The organism is Proteus vulgaris, assembly GCF_016647575.1.
GTDB lineage: Bacteria > Pseudomonadota > Gammaproteobacteria > Enterobacterales > Enterobacteriaceae > Proteus > Proteus mirabilis_B.
Genome location: NZ_CP032663.1, coordinates 3,076,647 through 3,093,404, shown reverse-complemented (window position 1 = coordinate 3,093,404; position 16,758 = coordinate 3,076,647). Strand labels below are relative to the sequence as shown.

The window sequence follows — 16,758 nt, the reverse complement described above, 5'->3', positions numbered from 1 at the left end:
TCTTATCTATATGTTAATAAAAATAGAGCAACATGTTTTGTAATTTATGTTATTTATATATTGCTAATAATCATTGAAATGACAAAAAATTATTCTGTGTTAATAATTAAAATCTAAGTTAACTTGTTGTATTTAATATCTATATTTGTTTTGGCATATAATACTATGGTATTACTCTAAATTCGATGTTGATTAAAATAATATATAGAAATGTAAATTATTTTAAATTTTAAATATCGGAATAACCTTATTAACAGCATTAATAATAATAAGTAATGTTACGGTTATTCAACAACTAATGATTAAGTATTTTCAGTTTATGGTTTGATGGTTTATAAACTATAATTCGGTGTTTTATCGATGTAATCATCTAATAAAAGAAGGAGAGTAAAGGGATGATTAACACCAAAGTTGGGAATAGAATAAAGATGATAAGAAGACAATTGAAAATAACAGAAAATGAGATGTCTGAAAGGTTGGGAATAAGTATGCTACATTATTCTCAATTAGAAGATGGGCATTTAAAAATAACAGTAGATCAATTGATTACTATTTCTTATATACTTGGTGTCACACCTCAAAGTCTTATCTTAGAGGCAAAGAAAACAGATTTTATGGTTTTTGAGGACAAGCAATCGATAACGCAGCCAAGTGAGATAGTTATATTTAGAAAAAAGAAAGTCGTTTAAATGTCGTGTTGGAATATCATTTGTTGATATTGAGTTCTGATAAATATATTGAGTTATTTTTTAGTTGCTTTAATTAAAATTCTATTTCTCAAAACTCAATAAATAATAGCACAAAAGCCATCTTATTATAGGATGGCTTTTGTGTATTTAATGGCAGGATGTTGTACCTGTTATATGATTTATAGCACCGTTTCTAATCAACAGTCTCTGCATATCTTTAAGATTATTTTGGCAAGCATAGCTCAATGCACTGTGATTATAAGAGAATAATGATTTATCTTGTGTTGTAGTAACAAGATTAACATCTGCACCTTTAGAAATAAGGTATTTTACGGTTTCAAGACGATTATTGCTGGCTGCAATCATAATTAATGTTTCACCATCGCTTTCTACTCTTTGGTTATTGAGCTCGATATCGCTTCTCATTAGGTCGTGAATTTTTTTTACCACATTGACGTTATTTCCTAAGACTGCTGATTTAAAGACATTATAAACATCACCTCTATCCGTCGCCCAAAGGCTTGCACCTTGAGAGATGAGGTAATCTACCATCTCTTCATCACCAATAAACGCAGCCCATCCTAGTGCTGTTTGCTCTAAGCTTCCCGTGTCTTTTGCTTCAATATTTTGACCATTGGCGAGCATCTTTTTGACTTCATTTAAATCACCATGTTTTACAGCATCAAACCATAGTGCATTTCTGCCTGTACTTGGTGAAGTATAGAATACCCGATGTGGTAAACGTGATTTATTAGCCAACTCAATCATATCAGAATAATTTGATTTAAAAGATTGATACTCGGGTGGATTATTTTCATTAATAATCAATGCTTGTGCGCCAAAAGAAATCAATGACAATGAAATAACAAACATTTTTATATTCATTTAAACACCTTACAATCTAAATAATTAACAAAACTTATTACAATTAGTTTATTAAAAATTAATATTTATTAGTGTTGATAATTGAAACAGAATGTAATTAAGGTGTGTTTTAGTAATACGTATTTGTAATAAAGATAAATCTTATTAATTGATTTGTTTCTTTAGTGATTTAAAATACGTATTTTTACTTGTATTTTGTTGAATATAATGAGAATTATTCATTTTTAGTCATTATGTGATAATTTAATTGTGTCATGCACTGATGGTTTAATACTGTAATTTTATTATTATCTTCTTTTTTAGTTATTAATTTAAAAGCTATTTTGTAATAACTCGTTACTTTTTAATGAATATTTCTATCAGTATTAAAAATAGTGCAATTATGATTAATTTTTAACTTTTCAATATTTAATTTAATGATAGGTTATTTTGTCGATTTTATAGTCTTTTTCATCTATTGTTATTTTTGATTTTAATGTTGAATTATTGTTTTTAATTATAAATTCTTCATTTGATCTATAATTTGTTTCTGATTGAGAACCAGTAAAACTTATATTTAAACTAAAATTATTTTTTTTACTGAAAATATAGAGATTAGCAGAGGATAGTTTATAATCAGGATAGCGAATATCTCTTTTCTCATAATCAACTAATGGTAATTTGTTTTCTTTATTGTTCATGATTAAATATATTTCTGATTCTATTACCTTATTTTTATCATTTTGATATACAAGGTCTAATAAAATTTTGTATTCATTCTCATCAGGAAATGTAAAGTTTATTGAACCAATATTAGTTTTAGAAGATAAAATATCTTCTTGATTTAGTGTAATATCTGCAACTTTTATTGGTCTTGGCTGATTATTATAATAATTAATAACAGGTTCTGATCGAGTATTGTTAGATGGGCTTATTCTTTCATCTTCAGAGTCAAAAATTATTTTAATAAAATCTATAGGGCCAACAAAGATAGCTCCTCCATAAGGTGAACCCATAATACAACCACTTAATAAACTAACAATGGTAATAAGGATTAAGTTCCTTATAAAATACATATTTTTTCCTTATTTAGAACGTAATAACGAATATCGATTTAATAGTTGTTTAAAATGGTTATCTATTTGTTGATATTCATAGTCTGAAATTGCATTTTGTGTTGGTTGCTTTTCAAGTAAGCGTAACTCTTCCTCTAAAGGCTTAGCTTGGTTGAAATGTTGGCGAGCTTTAAAAATAATCGATTTTAATTCAGAGCCTGTTATGTAATTTTTAGGATTACCATCAAAGCTATCTAGCCTTTGGCTTAATCCGTCGAGTTCAGCCATCCCTTTAGACCATTGATTGAGTTGTTCATCCGTGGTGGCATTTATTTTTAGATTATTTCTCCAAAGCTGCGTAAATGATAAAAGCTCTGGATTATCTTCATACTGCTCACTTAAATAACTGATTACTTCAAGTCCATAACTCTGTGCCCATGTGGGAGAAAGTAACGCGAGTTCATCTAAACGTTGTTGTATCACATCAATCTGCTCAGAATTGAGTGTTTTTGTTATATTTCTACCATTTGCAGTTTGTTGTTCAATAAGAGAGCCTGCGTGGGCATTAATGGTTGGAATATAAGGAAAAGCATCTGTTAGATTGTTATTTTTTAATTCAGATAACCAAAAATAGAATAGGATAACGAAAAACAAACTACTGGTTAGTGTGCCAATTAAAATCCCTCGCCATAGCTCCTGTCGATATGTCTTTTTTATGGGAGGTTGTAATGAGATGGAAGAGGATATATAGGTTTTGGGTGGTGTAATACCTTTATTAATGTTTTTGGGCGTAGGTGATGTAGATAAAGTCGTATCGATAATTTGTGGTGAGATCTTTTCTTCTTTATTGAGAGTAGAGGATAGTTCAGGAGCGTTAAAATTATTATCTAATGTGTCTGCATTCTCTAATTGCCGCGCTTGAGCAATAACTAAGTTTTCTAAATAATCAAATTGAACGAGATGTTTAATTTCTAAAGTTTGAAGGTGATGATTGATATTCTTTAATAATTCTTCAATTTGATAAAGGATAGATAAGTCGGAATAAACAAAAGTTGTACCACGAATACCAGAGACTAGCTGTTGGCTTAAGGATGAAAGAATATTGATACGAGTATGTGTTTGCACTGGCCATAATGTTTGCCAATGTTGAGTCAATATATTATGAATAAGGTAAAGACCTTCATTTAGGCCATCAAGTCCAGCTTGATATTGACGACATATGACAAACCAAGAAGCGGTTTGAAGATCGACACCATTTTGATTAAATAAAGCGATACACAATTCATGGACATACTGCCAATTAATATCTGGGCGAGCTGGATGAAATCGTTTATCAAGTTCTTCTTTAATAGCAAGAAATTGATTAAATACACGAGGATCACCTCCAATTGAAAGTGAATCTAAGTAAGAATTCATAGTTGCCTCAAGTTAATTTAAGGTCTCAATAATATAAAAATAAATCTAAATAAAGAAAAAGTAAGAATAAATAGAAAGAAATAACATCATGATAAATAAAATTGTTTTTTTAAATGATGGAGAAATATTCTTCCATCAGGTGAAAACTCAGTACCATAACGTATAAGCCCTCTTTCATGTAATTCAATATCTAAAGAATAACACAATTTTCCAAATTCATTTTCAGGTAATATACCTAGTGTTACTGATTTTATTCTAGGTTCATATTTTAGTAATGTTGTTGATAATATAGACATTACCTTATGTGAGCTTCCAGGTAGCCCTTGAATTATTTTGCTCATATCAGGTAAACCATAATCAGGCAGATGTTTTAATGTTCCTGCTCGTGAATTTAATATTCGACGAATATTATCCATAACAGAAAGAATAACCTGATCTTCTTCTGATATAGAATCAACAGGTAGCCCACCTGAAAAATAACCCGTTAGCATTTCATAAAGAGATGGTTGTGGCATCGTTATTTTTTATCCAAAGATTGTAATGTAAGTGTATTTTCAGCAAGTTCAATTTTACGTGCTTTATCAGGATCGAGTTCATTTTTAGGAATAACAATTCGCCAGTTATTTTTAGCTTCATCTGGTGTGTGAAACATCGTGGCAATAGCGACAAATTCGGTTTCTTTCTCCATTGGCATATCTAAAGAAATAGATTCACCTGGTCGAATGCGTAAATCTTTTTGTGCTAATAAAGAGGATTTTAAAACATCGTTATTTTGATTAAATAGTGAGAGGTAATCACTATCATTAAAAGTATCTGCTGACTTTAGTTGGAATACTCGAACAATAACAGAAAGTGACGAACCATTATCATCGGTATTAAGTGCTTCTCTCGCAGTAAAATCTAAATGCAATATTTTGATTTGTTTATAAAAAATAGACTTAGTTAAAGAGACTGTACCATCACTGATGGTTTGAGTTAAACCGCAACCCGCGATTGCAAATGTTGCTATAAATAACAGTGCTAATCGGTGGGCACGAGAAAAAAATGTTTGTGATTTAAAATTGATAATTGCCATATTGATCACTTTTATAATGTTGAGTGCGAGGGGTTAGATATTGGTAAAAGCCAAGTCCAATGGTGATAAAAGACGCGGTTAGTGTTTCAATTTGGTTGTGAGGTCGCATGACGGCGGTTCTACCTAATTGCACACCTTGGTTTTTAGAGGTGCTCAATGTTGCATCAGGTAATAAGTTTCGAGGTAATGTTAAACGGAGCCGCGCATTAACTCTTGAGCCTAAATAAACACGAAGCAGTGCCATAAAGTCTTGATAAATACTGCCATCAGGTAACCAGCCTTTTGCTTCTTCCTTATTTTCAGTGTGTAGTTTTATTAATACTTGGCTATTTACATCAATAGCATAGCGACCTAAAACGGGCTTGTTTTCTAATGTTATCGGTTGTAAGCACGATATGATTGTGGGGGTATCTAGTGCAATTCTTCGAGGATCATGAGGCGCAATACTGACTTTCGTCGATGGTGCTAATAATTTTACTAATGCGCTAATGCCTTCGGCTGTACGTGTTGGTAAACGCAAGATCCCTAACAGTGCTAAAAATCGAGATAGGGGGGATTGCACATGATTTGCACAGCCCGGAATACCTAAACCAATTAAGCCATAAAGATATTGTGATGTTTTATCTGATCCGCCTTCCCCAAAGGTGGCGGGATAAGAGTATTTGCGCCAGATCCGATAAAACTGAGTCGTCAGGCGATGGTTAAAGATATCTAAAAAATCAGTGAGTGAATCCGTACCATCTCGGTATTGTGCAATATCGTCAAGGTAAGATGTTGGAAGTGGTGATGTGATACCATAAAGCCCCAAAAAGGTAGTATGTAAGCTTGGTATTGTGCTTTTTCGGTATTTATCTAGAGGATCAGTTCCTTTGAGTTCTGTCGCAGGAAAGCCCATACCACGATGTGGTCGAAAGCGAATAGGATCGGTTTTTGGATCATGAGAACTTCCTAATTCAGGTAATTCGGGGCTGGTTTTTTCAAGTAATTGACAAAAGCGATAGAAATTCACATAAGGTAATTTTTCGCCTAACGCCTGAATTAACGGGGTAGCTGTGGGTTGTGGCTTTCTTTCCATTGAATTCGTTTTCCTGTTGGCAAGATAATCAGTGTTAATTGATTAAAAAGATGAACATCGGCATAAAGTGCAAAAAAGCGGTTAAGCATTTCACCAAATAAATGAATATCACCTTCACCATTAAAACCATTGCTATCAATCGTGACTTCGATATCAATACCTCGTTGTAAAAAACCTTTTTCAAAGCGTTCAATTAAATGATGTTCAACATGAATAATGGCGTCGAGTTTTCGATGGTTCATATCATCATCTCGCCAATCATAAAGTGCGAGAGTGCCTCGTAGTACTTCAGCATTATCCATCATGTTAAGAAAGCTTGAACCTAAATGACTCAACACTCGCCAGTGGAAACGATCTTCTGAAGGAGGATAAAGAGGAAGTGTTGGCTTACATAAATTACATACAGTGAGTGGGATTTGTAAGGTTTGTTCTGTTCTATCAAGTAAGGTACTTTGCAGTGCTTTGCGCGGTAATTGCCCATTAGTACCCGTGAGTTGTAATGAAAGGGTTTCTGTCTGAGTTGCTAAAACAATCTCTTGTTTTTCTCCTCCTAATATAAGCCAAGTATCATGAAGCCCCGTAACACCACGCTTTACTCTGGTATGATAATAACGTTCAGGTGCATTATGCCGTAACATGCCTCCACGATGGCGAAAGCTGGTAAATGGTACATAAATCGCTTCATTTGTACGTTGAGAGCCATGTACGCTATCAACACTATAGATTTCAGTGTGTCCATCTTGAACACGACGCGGTCGTAATAAATATTCGCTTTCTAATCCATTAACAGTGAGTGGATCAGCTTCTATATTGAAAAGGTTAATAACCGGTACGCAATGTAAACGGATATTTTCTTCATTTAATGTAAGAGAGTTATCCCATAATGTATTGAGAACAAGATCTAATTCAAACTCAGATGTTTCTTCAGGAAAATGAATATCATCTAATCCATTAAGTGAAACAAACATAAACTTTTCACGGAAAGAAAAGTATTCAAGTAATAATTGATAACCACTAAATGTGGTATCTCCTTTAGGCCAAAGAGTGTCTGTATCCTGAAATCCTCCCGGTGAAAAATAGAGAGGGATTGCTATTCTATCTTTTGATTGAGGAAGTTTTAGATAAGTTTTTGCAACTTGTTTAGTTAATGCCAAATGCAGTGCATTGGTTGTCGGAATATCGCCAGATAAATAAAATGAGAGTTTATGAAGGCTAATTTCAGACCAATTAATCATTTCACTGCATTTAAATCTCAGTCGAATAATTGAACGACCATCGGGCTCAGTCGTTAAATTTACAGCGACAATTTTTATTGGATTGAGCGTTAAATCTTGAGTTGTTCGATAATGACAAATCGTTTTTTTAGGACCAATAGGGCGAGAAAGAACCTCAAATTGAGCAGGGATCTTATCTGCTATTTTCATTTTTTGAATATCTGGAGCCAATTCAACAATTGATAGTGAAGGGATTGTTTGTAAATAGTGAGGCCATAATAAGCTGACAAGACCTTCTGTTAATTCAGGCAAATCATCATCAATTTTTTGTCTTAATTGCCCCATTGAGAAAGCAAAGCCTTCAAATAAGCGCTCAACAAAAGGATCGGGCGTACCTGCTTTATCTAAATCGAGCATCGCAGCTCTATCGGGGTGTGCTTGTGCAAACTCTTTTGCAGCTTCTCTAAGATAGCGCATTTCTGCATCAAAATAGCGAAGGGTTAAATCATCCATTAATTTGATACCTTGATTTGTCGAGTAAAAGATTAAGAATATAAAATCGCAGAGCGAACGGGATCGATAGCGGTTAATTCACTGAGTAACAGTTCCATTTGTTGTTCTATGTGGGGTTTATCTGAGGTGTTACGTTGGATTTTTGCTCGGTAAAGATGAAGTTGTCGTGCTTTCACTTCAAAAATATAGTTAGGCTCCCATTGTGTTAATGACATTGAAAGCGCTTTTTTATCGAGTTCTCGTAATAAGTTTAATGCCAGATCGTGACGAGCAAATTGTTCTGCTACTCGCGCCATAACGAGGTTTAATAACCATTTTTGTCTTGAAGTGCTGATATCAGGACGGTGTTGTAGCCATTTTAGTGCAACCTCTATACCTTCATTATCCGCTTGTGTGATAGCCTCAGTTTCTAATGCCAATATCGGTTCATCTTCAGATTGGTGAGAGTAACTATTTGATAACCCTTGCATAGCATCAAAGTTTTCTTCCATAACATGTTGTTTTATCCAACTTAATGTCACTTCATCGGCAAAGGGCGTACCGTCTTCCCATGATAATTTTTCTAAATCAGGAAGGCGGGTAAGAAACTGTTTTAAATCGTTTTTTATAATGTCAGACCATGCATTCCAAGGAGCAGGTGATTTACTGAGTGCTTGATAGAGATACCATTGCACATCTAACCAAAAATGGTTAACACCTTCTGCAAAAAGCTTATCAGCTTGTTCTGCAAGTTCACCCCAACTTTGTTGTAAATAGAGACGTTTAAGCTGTGCTCTGGCGTCAGTTCTTGGCGGGGAAAGGCGAGTACAACCTTGCTGATCTTGTGGGGGAAGTTGATGAAGCGTATCCCATCTCACTACTTTCATTAATCTATGTCCTGCTAACCAGCCGCTAGGTTGATTGCGTAAGTAGTTAGCAAGCATTTTAGATTGATCTAATAATTCACGACCTGACTGTATTGTTTCTATTGGTGTGCTTTGTGATAAAGAAGAAGACGTTGAAGCCGAGTTATAAGTGGATTCATTTTTGCTGATATTTTGTGGTACTAATGAGCTTGTGCCACCAGATTGAGCAAGGCGTTTTTCGAGTGCTTGATGTAATCCTGCAAGCTGTGGTCTTTCAGCTTCATTCCATGTTTCAAGCTCCGCTTCAATAGTGGCTAATAAGGCGATAATACGAGAAAACTCATGATGATCGACTTCAGGATAAAGCGATAAGCTATCTAAAACGCGTTGCCCTGATAACCACTCTAAAGCAGATTTTCTACTCGTGGCTCGGCTAGGTAATAGCGTGTCGTGATAGCGAATAAGCAACCCACTTAAAAGCCCTAAAGAATCGGCAAGTCCGTGTTCACCTTCTTTGTGTAAGCGTGCCCAAATATAATAAGTCACCACGCGCACATCTTTGCAGGAATTGAGCAGTAATTTTTCAGCAAGTAAACAAATCAGTTCAGTATCAGCGCCAGAGAGTTTGTTGACTTCTTCTTTCATTCGCTCAAAGTCATCTTCATAACTGGGATCATCACCCACAGGTTGATTAGGGGTAATCGGTAATAACCAACGATCCCATAAAGCGATTTGTTGTTGAGCAAGTTGTTGCACTTTGTTTGTATCATCAGCAAAACATGATGAAATTAAGGTATCCAATAAGGACATAGTGAGCGTATTTCCTTTTGAGATAATAGAGAATGTGATTTTTATTTAATCTAAAAAAATCTTTTCTGGTAAAACAAAATTGCGCAATTGCAAGAGTACGATTGGACCCTCGCCCATTTCAGTTCTTAAGGTATAGTTTAGCGATTGCCCATTTAAGGTTTTCCAACTGACAGAGTAACTACTGGTGCTACCGGCATAAGGGGCAATTTTGGCATCTTCCAATAAACGAATAATGCCCCAGACGCCGCGATAATCACCATAAATACGTGTACCTGTATTGGTGGTGATCCAACTGAGTGATGCACCAGAGGCAACGGTATCTGCCGGCCAAACAAAGCGTTGCCATTGAGGTTGTTGGTTATCATAGATAAGAGATTGTTTATCTATCATTAGGTGGGTTTGCATAATGTCAGGTGATGTACCTGGGCGTAACTCAAAGTAAAGACGCGCTTCACCATTCGCAAAAACCACATCCCCTAAGTAGCTTAGTTTATCTAAGGCTTTTAAGAACTCAGGGTTAAAGGTTAAGCCTTGTGCATTGGTGGTATCGGGTACCCAGTGTGTACCTTCTTTATGCAAAACACCGTTAAGGTGAGTTTCAAGGAAGCGCTGAATACGACCATTATCAGGGCGTAGATATTGCGCCATTAAAGGTAATGAGATTTCACTTTGCGTATTTTTGAGTGGATAGCGACCACCAAATGCCATATTCCAGTCATTAACAACGGCATTTCGCCATTGAGTGTTAATACCTTGCGAAGTGGGCGCTAATAACTGTTGCCATGCTTGAGACATGGGTTGCACAAGCAATGTATCACCAAAGCTATTCCACTCTTGCCCAAAGCTTGCTGCAATCAAACTGCCGTAATCTCGAGTTTCTGATAAATCGACGGTTTTTCCTTCAAAAACACTTCGAGCCAATGCTTGAGACATGGCTTGTGGATCGGGGGCATTAACAACTTGTTGAAGTTTTAAGCGAACTCTAGTCACGCGTGTGAGGTAGGCTTGTAGGCTTAACGCATCACTGTTTTGCGCTGAAGATTGAGGATCGGTAAAGGCCAGTATTGGCGCAAAAACAGGCTCTAGAGGGCCGGTGAATTCTGCTTTTTGACTAATAACCGGTTGTTGTTCTTTGTTTAATAAATCTTTGGCTGAGTTAACAAAAGAGTCTGCTAGTTTTTCTTGTTGGCGACCTGTTTTACCTTGATAAGAAAGTGTATTCATTAAGGCAATAATAGGGGATTGTCTGACGTCGCTCATTAAAGTGAGTTGATCAATGGTATCGGAGAGACTTTGTGTTTCTCGCCACTGCAACCCATTGAGGAAGCTTAACCAACTGCCTGAAAAATCATTAAAATAGCGTTCTGTGAGATTTTGCTGGAGCTTTTCTGGTGAGATATCAATATCGGTCTCTTTTTGTGTGTCACTTAATACCCAATCTATTTCTTCGCGTCTCTCATGAACGGCTTTTTTAATCGCCGGTTCAATCGATTCTTCCCATGCTTTACGTGTAAAAATACCGGGTACCGTATCTGCTGAACTTAATAAGAAACTGACATCCGTATCACCAGTCATATCATCTAACGTCATATCCGCAAAGTTATGCTGTGCTTGTTGTAAGATTTTTTGGTACAGCGCAGACTCGCCATTACGTTGGCCAATTTGGCGAATAAGAATAGTTCGGCTTCCGGCAACTAACGTACGATTAGGCTTGATTGTCCATTCATTGTGATAAGGTAATTGAGAGGCATAGAAGGTTAATAATTCCGTTCCTAATGTTTGCCATTCTCCCTCTTTTAATCCGTTATATTCAGGCCAAATACTTAATGCACTTTCAGTGAAGAATGCAGGGTCAATACGGGAAGGATCACCCATCATCAAATAGGCTTTTAAGACTTGATATGCGGATTGAGCGCCTTCAATTCGTTCTGCACTTTCAGGCGGAAATTGCATAAACGCGTGAAGATAATTTTCAAGATGTTGTTGGGTTGAATCACGTAATAACGGCAACATGGATTGGCTATAAACCGGCCATAGATGACTAAGCAATGCGTTATTACTGCTTAATCCAAATCGTAACCAAAATGGAACAGAAGTTTTCTCTCGATAGCTTAATAAACCGAGTGTTTGTTGTAAGCCATATTGTGCCTGTAGGCGGGCAAATTCAGATTGATGATTGTCTGTTGCTAACTGCGCTTGTTGCTGGCTTTGGGTAATTAATTGGCGATTCATAAAATAAGAAACTACCATTCCAATTCCCCACAGCGTCATGGCAGTTGCGACGGTATATTGCAAAATACGTTTGGAGTTTAGACCTAAAGGCGATGCTTTTAACTGATAGGGCAGTTGTGAATTTGCGGTAATTAACGCTTTCCAATGGGGATTTGATGTCCACTGATTATTCTTTGATGAAGTTACAGACACATTCTCATAAATAGGTGTACTAAAGAGTACGCCAGCGAACGGCAACGAGTGATAACCCGATAAAAGCGGAGTCAAGTTATTGGCGAGTTTTTCACATCCTTCATGTTGAAGAAAACGCGCTAATGCTAGTAGGTAAGTGTGTGTTGGGTTATGCAAGACAGCGTGTGTGCCTTGTTCCATTAATGCGGGTAAAAGCGTTTTTAAGTCATTAGAAAGTATTTCAGACGTCGCTTTTAAAGGTGCTGAATAAAGGACTGTGGGGGCTTCATTTGTTGTTATTTCACCGTTATTACTGATATTCCAAAGCCAAATGGGGGCTTGCCAGCGTAATTGACGAAATAGCTGGTGGAAATAACGGCTAGCTGTATCTGTATTGGTCGGATTTAAGTGATTAAATAAGGAATGACCAAGCGGTTGTTGCGATAAGTTATTCTCTGACACCCAAATAACCGCATCGAGCGGACGACGTCGGCGCAGTTGTTTTAAATCTTGAATTAAATTTTCATCAATACTTTGATGGATATCGCCACCATAGATAAGCAATGTTCCATTGTTTTCTTGCCAGATATCCGTTGTTAGATTAGGAGTGAGTTTTTCTATAGAAGTCGAGGTGCCGATGAGGAGTTGGATTGATAATTTTGACTTGTAAGTGAATGAGTAATTTTCTTTTATATATTTATTCCAATCATTTACTCTGTCATTTAATTTATTTAATTTATTTTCTTTATCATTATCTTCAATATCCATAATTATATTGGGTTTAAAGTAACGAGAAAGGAAAAAAAGTACAACTAAAGAGAAAATAACAGAACCAATCATTAAGTACGATTGAGTTGCTGTTATGGATGTTTTATTGAAAATAATAAATAAAAACACAATTGTAGCTAATGAAATTATTGAAATAATGACAAAGAGTGAAAGATAGCGTGTTATTTTTGATTTCATTATAAATTCCATTTTTTGTTAAGCGTTTTTAAAAAATGAATTTTCCAGTAAAAATTAATATAAATTTTTTTAATTACACTAATTATTATGATAGTAAAAAGAAAGGAGGCTGACGTAATTATTATTCTTTCACTGTTAAATTCGATGTGGTCAATTATGTTATTAAAAATGACAGAAGTAAGAGCAAAAAAACTAACCAGAAGCGTACCTAGTGGAAATGATGGTTTTGGTATATTCAAGTAATGATTGTCAATGTGTGATTTTTGAACTCCTATTGTTTGGCAGTAATAGTTTTTATCTAATTTATAAAATAAAATCTGACTAGTATCTTTAAATTTTGATAAGTAAATGAGTGCCAATAAATGATATATAGATAATTCTTTATAATTATCTATATATTCATTAAAAAAGTAACCTTGAGTATAGGTTTCTAAAGATAATTGATAACTGTTTTCGCTTCTTAATTTCAATATGATATTATTTGAATTTTCCTTTTCAATATCAATGAAATTAACTTGTTTTATATCTTTATTCTGTTGTTGTTGGATTAATGACATTGTTTTAATATTTTCATCTATATTTTCCATTTTAAATGGCATTGGATGAAAAAGTGTCAAAAATTCTTTTTCTTTACTAGAGGAGAGTATAATTAAACTTGAAAATTCATTTTTTTCATTAGTGTTTAATGCATAATAATTTATTGAGAAAATAAGTGTGATTGATTTTTTATTTTTAATTACATTAAATTGATTGTCGTAATTTGGTTTGGCTTGAAAGATGATTTCATAATTAATTAGATAGCCATTTAGAAAATATTTTATTTTATCTTTTATAAAGTCACTCTGTTCAAATAAACTATTTATTATAACAAAATACTTTTCTTTTTTACTGATTTCTATATCTTTAATACTATTTGTTAAGAGTTTTACAATATAAAAAAATCTTTCTTCACCAACAATATCTTCTCTTTCTAAATCTATTAACTTACTGTTTGATTCTGCTTTCTCAAATAAACTTTCGTTATTGAAGTCAGAAATGGTTGTTAAGTTGTGAGATATTATATTTGAATAGATTAAATATAATTTATCTTGTTTGGATTTGATCCATTTAGTCAATAAATCTGCTTGCCAAAAGCACCAGTAAATATATAGTGTTTTTTTTATCTCCCAAAATAAGACATAAATAGACACTAAAAATAATGAAAAAAGAAAAATGATTGAAAATAATATAAATCCATCATCACTCGTAATATAGCTTCTAAAATCAATTTTTAACGAAAATTTTAAAATTAAAAAATAAACTATATTTATAAATATTATAAAGCTACTTAAAGTTAATAATGGGAATGGTTTTTTTTCCCAAGGTGGCGGATTGTGAGGAGGTATCCAATATTTCATTTATATTTCCATATCATTACAACTTGAATAAACAATAGATCCACATTGTGTTTTACAACCATCAAACACAATACCTTTACCATTCTCATTATAATGTGAACTACTTTCAATGATTTGATTATCCCCATGTAGAGGACATGAGACAATATCATAAAGAAGCGTAGCTTTTTTTCCATTAATAATAAGAGTAGAGCTCGATGATATTACGTGTCCTCCATGAGAGGTTGGATCACCTAATCGAATGATATTTTTCATTTTATTTTCTCTAAATAAATTATTAAATTTTTGATAAATCGGGATTGGATATTTCTTCTGGTATATCAGGAAGATCTAATTTTCCGGTTTTCACATATTCATCACCACCATTACTCAACCAGTCTGCTTGGCGACGTAATTCAGCCATCATTTCCGGGTTATTAGCTTGGGAACAATGCCCAATAGGTAAATCGAAGGCTAAGATTCGATGTAGTAAATGAACATTTAGAGGTAAAGTACCGTGATCATTAGGGCGGCAAATATAATCTCTTATACGTATTCTCATTTCATCCATGGTTTCATATCTTTTTGATACATTTTTCTCATTGGGTGTAGCTAGAGGGTCTTTCCTTAATTTATTTTTTTCTTTATCGGTTAATTCAACTAAGATCCGATTCTCATAAGAGTATAAATATTTTAGATAATAATATTCTCTAGTAACAGGTTCATATTGGTTATTTTTATATATAACACCTCCAAATTTTTTAGGAGGCTCATCACTATCTAAAAAACCAACATCGAAATTTTTTTGCTCATAATCCTTTATAGGAGTAGGAACTTCGGGTGCATTAATATTTAGAAACATATTTTTTTCAGGTTCAGGCCATACAAAACTATCTATTATGGCTGTTTTATTATCCCAAAATGGATAGCCATCTCTAAACCTTCCATTTTTATCTGTAAATACAGTAAAGATACCATTTTGAGGGTCGGGTTTTTCTCCACAAGGTGTATTGCGTGCTAACATGCGAACAAATAGAGTTTTACAAGAGGAGAATATAGGATGTGGCTGTGTTTGACCATGTTGTGTAATATTAGGAATAGCACTCCAACCAATTGATCCTAATGGAGATGAGCCCATGACTCTATCATGAGGATTACAATAAATATAAGTATTTCCATGGTTATCTCGTTCTTGAACTGTGCCACCATTCTCTATTTTTATACTATTAATTTTTTTTGATGGTGTTTCTACGTTTATTTTTCTACTTATCTCTGTATTAAAAGGAGTCCAATTTTTTCTTTGTTCAGTTAATCCAACAATTAAATTATTTTTATTATTTTTGAGTTTGTTTTTATTTTCTGCAATTTTATCAATGATCTTTTTTAACGTTGCTATTCTTGTATCCCTATCAATATTTTCACTTAAAGGATAGGAAAAAGTATTTAATGTTTTATCTTCTATGGCATAAGGTGAGTTTAATACAAATAGTGCATCTGGAGCTTCAATTGCGCAAGCAGCTAGTGCAATCATAGTACCTTGGCTATGAGAAACCACAGTGACGGTGTCATCTTTATTGTTCTTTCTTATTTGCGCTATTAATTTGGCTAGCCGCCCTGCTGCATGAGCAAAATATTGTCGAGATGGTGAAGACGTAAGTAAAGTATCTGTTTCAGGGTTAAATGCTTGAACATTAACTGGTATAGGAAATGGAGCAGGAAAAGGAATTGTTGCCCATAGCTTAGGCCAGCTACTAAAGCCATATTCACTCCATAAGCTTTTAAGGTGATTACAACCATTTTGGAATGGGCCACCTTCCCATAAAAATGGACCTTTATCTTTTAATTTTTCATAAATAAATATTTTACGTTTTTTAAATGAGAGTGATTGATATTCTTCAGCAATACGATATTTTTCTTTATCTTCTAATGTCCATTTATTTTGATCGGTAGAGCTATATTCTGGATTAACTATTGCGTTTTTTAATTGATGGTAACTTTCGCCCGCTATATTTTTTAAAGGTATTTTATAGTCATCCCATTTATCATCATCTGAGCGATATCCCCAATGAAAACGTATAATAGGGGAGTTTCCTAATTCAATTAACTCTCTTATAGGTTTTTTATAGATATAATGGCTATCATCAAGGTTATTTTCATCTAATATAAAAGTGGGTTGATAATACTTATTAGCTGTTAGTTTATAAGGTGTATTGGTTAAGTTTAATCTTTCATTTAATCCATTACATATATTTTCTTCCGCAGTGGAATACCATTCTCCTTCTGAATGAACACCATGAACAAGAATAATTATCCCAGGTAAATTAGGTTTTACATGTATTTCTCCACCGATATTTGTTGCATTTGTACAAGATTGCCAATAGTAAGAACCATCAAGACACATTTTCTCTTTTAACCAACGAGTAGTCTCTTTATTATCACCATTATTCATAAAAGTTT

The 16,758-nt window shown here is 34.0% G+C and carries 13 protein-coding genes; 1 reads left to right on the top strand and 12 read right to left on the bottom strand.

Features of this window, described 5'->3' with window-relative positions:
* The first annotated feature begins 395 nt into the window (after positions 1-395).
* Entirely contained in the window at positions 396-689 is a 294-nt protein-coding gene (locus D7029_RS14270) for a helix-turn-helix domain-containing protein (RefSeq protein WP_194951017.1), read from the top strand.
* A gap of 147 nt (positions 690-836) precedes the next feature.
* Here D7029_RS14270 and D7029_RS14265 read toward each other — a convergent pair whose 3' ends face one another.
* The 12 genes from D7029_RS14265 to D7029_RS14210 all read right to left on the bottom strand — a co-directional run bounded on the left by D7029_RS14265 (position 837) and on the right by D7029_RS14210 (position 16,750).
* A complete protein-coding gene (locus tag D7029_RS14265) occupies positions 837-1,574 on the bottom strand; it encodes an ankyrin repeat domain-containing protein (RefSeq protein WP_194951016.1) in 738 nt (245 codons plus the stop codon).
* Between the two features lie 413 nt (positions 1,575-1,987).
* The gene (locus D7029_RS14260; protein ID WP_194951015.1) at positions 1,988-2,569 is read right to left on the bottom strand and encodes a hypothetical protein; all 582 of its coding nucleotides are present in this window, start codon (positions 2,567-2,569) and stop codon (positions 1,988-1,990) included.
* Positions 2,570-2,638: 69 nt separating this feature from the next.
* Complete coding sequence (locus D7029_RS14255) at positions 2,639-4,024, bottom strand: VasL domain-containing protein (protein WP_194951014.1); 1,386 nt, start codon at positions 4,022-4,024, stop codon at positions 2,639-2,641.
* A gap of 86 nt (positions 4,025-4,110) precedes the next feature.
* Positions 4,111-4,539: a type VI secretion system baseplate subunit TssE gene (gene tssE / locus D7029_RS14250; RefSeq protein ID WP_088494841.1), complete on the bottom strand. Its 429-nt coding sequence runs from the start codon at positions 4,537-4,539 to the stop codon at positions 4,111-4,113.
* Between the two features lie 2 nt (positions 4,540-4,541).
* Positions 4,542-5,099, bottom strand: coding sequence for a type VI secretion system lipoprotein TssJ (gene tssJ, locus D7029_RS14245; protein ID WP_194951013.1), 558 nt, complete (start codon positions 5,097-5,099; stop codon positions 4,542-4,544).
* Positions 5,080-6,174, bottom strand: coding sequence for a type VI secretion system baseplate subunit TssG (gene tssG / locus D7029_RS14240; protein ID WP_194951012.1), 1,095 nt, complete (start codon positions 6,172-6,174; stop codon positions 5,080-5,082). Before tssG ends, tssJ begins: the two co-directional genes overlap by 20 nt.
* Complete coding sequence (tssF, locus tag D7029_RS14235) at positions 6,138-7,901, bottom strand: type VI secretion system baseplate subunit TssF (protein WP_194951011.1); 1,764 nt, start codon at positions 7,899-7,901, stop codon at positions 6,138-6,140. Before tssF ends, tssG begins: the two co-directional genes overlap by 37 nt.
* A gap of 32 nt (positions 7,902-7,933) precedes the next feature.
* A complete protein-coding gene (tssA, locus tag D7029_RS14230; RefSeq protein ID WP_194951010.1) occupies positions 7,934-9,556 on the bottom strand; it encodes a type VI secretion system protein TssA in 1,623 nt (540 codons plus the stop codon).
* A 45-nt stretch (positions 9,557-9,601) separates the two neighbouring features.
* Entirely contained in the window at positions 9,602-12,925 is a 3,324-nt protein-coding gene (locus D7029_RS14225) for an ImcF-related family protein (protein WP_194951009.1), read from the bottom strand.
* The gene (locus tag D7029_RS14220) at positions 12,925-14,322 is read right to left on the bottom strand and encodes a hypothetical protein (RefSeq protein WP_194951008.1); all 1,398 of its coding nucleotides are present in this window, start codon (positions 14,320-14,322) and stop codon (positions 12,925-12,927) included. The genes D7029_RS14225 and D7029_RS14220 overlap by 1 nt, the downstream gene beginning before the upstream one ends.
* Positions 14,323-14,577: a PAAR domain-containing protein gene (locus D7029_RS14215; RefSeq protein ID WP_166539674.1), complete on the bottom strand. Its 255-nt coding sequence runs from the start codon at positions 14,575-14,577 to the stop codon at positions 14,323-14,325.
* 22 nt (positions 14,578-14,599) lie between these two features.
* The gene (locus D7029_RS14210; RefSeq protein ID WP_194951007.1) at positions 14,600-16,750 is read right to left on the bottom strand and encodes a hypothetical protein; all 2,151 of its coding nucleotides are present in this window, start codon (positions 16,748-16,750) and stop codon (positions 14,600-14,602) included.
* Between the last annotated feature and the right edge of the window lie 8 nt (positions 16,751-16,758).

What these genes read in the sequence shown, in the direction of transcription:
- D7029_RS14255 (WP_194951014.1), bottom strand. Translation starts at nt 4,024, where the DNA reads ATGAATTCTTACTTAGATTCACTTTCAATTGGAGGTGATCCTCGTGTA.
- D7029_RS14210 (WP_194951007.1), bottom strand. Translation starts at nt 16,750, where the DNA reads ATGAATAATGGTGATAATAAAGAGACTACTCGTTGGTTAAAAGAGAAA.
- tssA (WP_194951010.1), bottom strand. Translation starts at nt 9,556, where the DNA reads ATGTCCTTATTGGATACCTTAATTTCATCATGTTTTGCTGATGATACA.
- tssJ (WP_194951013.1), bottom strand. Translation starts at nt 5,099, where the DNA reads ATGGCAATTATCAATTTTAAATCACAAACATTTTTTTCTCGTGCCCAC.
- D7029_RS14265 (WP_194951016.1), bottom strand. Translation starts at nt 1,574, where the DNA reads ATGAATATAAAAATGTTTGTTATTTCATTGTCATTGATTTCTTTTGGC.
- tssF (WP_194951011.1), bottom strand. Translation starts at nt 7,901, where the DNA reads ATGGATGATTTAACCCTTCGCTATTTTGATGCAGAAATGCGCTATCTT.
- D7029_RS14260 (WP_194951015.1), bottom strand. Translation starts at nt 2,569, where the DNA reads ATGGGTTCACCTTATGGAGGAGCTATCTTTGTTGGCCCTATAGATTTT.
- D7029_RS14215 (WP_166539674.1), bottom strand. Translation starts at nt 14,577, where the DNA reads ATGAAAAATATCATTCGATTAGGTGATCCAACCTCTCATGGAGGACAC.
- D7029_RS14220 (WP_194951008.1), bottom strand. Translation starts at nt 14,322, where the DNA reads ATGAAATATTGGATACCTCCTCACAATCCGCCACCTTGGGAAAAAAAA.
- D7029_RS14270 (WP_194951017.1), top strand. Translation starts at nt 396, where the DNA reads ATGATTAACACCAAAGTTGGGAATAGAATAAAGATGATAAGAAGACAA.
- D7029_RS14225 (WP_194951009.1), bottom strand. Translation starts at nt 12,925, where the DNA reads ATGAAATCAAAAATAACACGCTATCTTTCACTCTTTGTCATTATTTCA.
- tssE (WP_088494841.1), bottom strand. Translation starts at nt 4,539, where the DNA reads ATGCCACAACCATCTCTTTATGAAATGCTAACGGGTTATTTTTCAGGT.
- tssG (WP_194951012.1), bottom strand. Translation starts at nt 6,174, where the DNA reads ATGGAAAGAAAGCCACAACCCACAGCTACCCCGTTAATTCAGGCGTTA.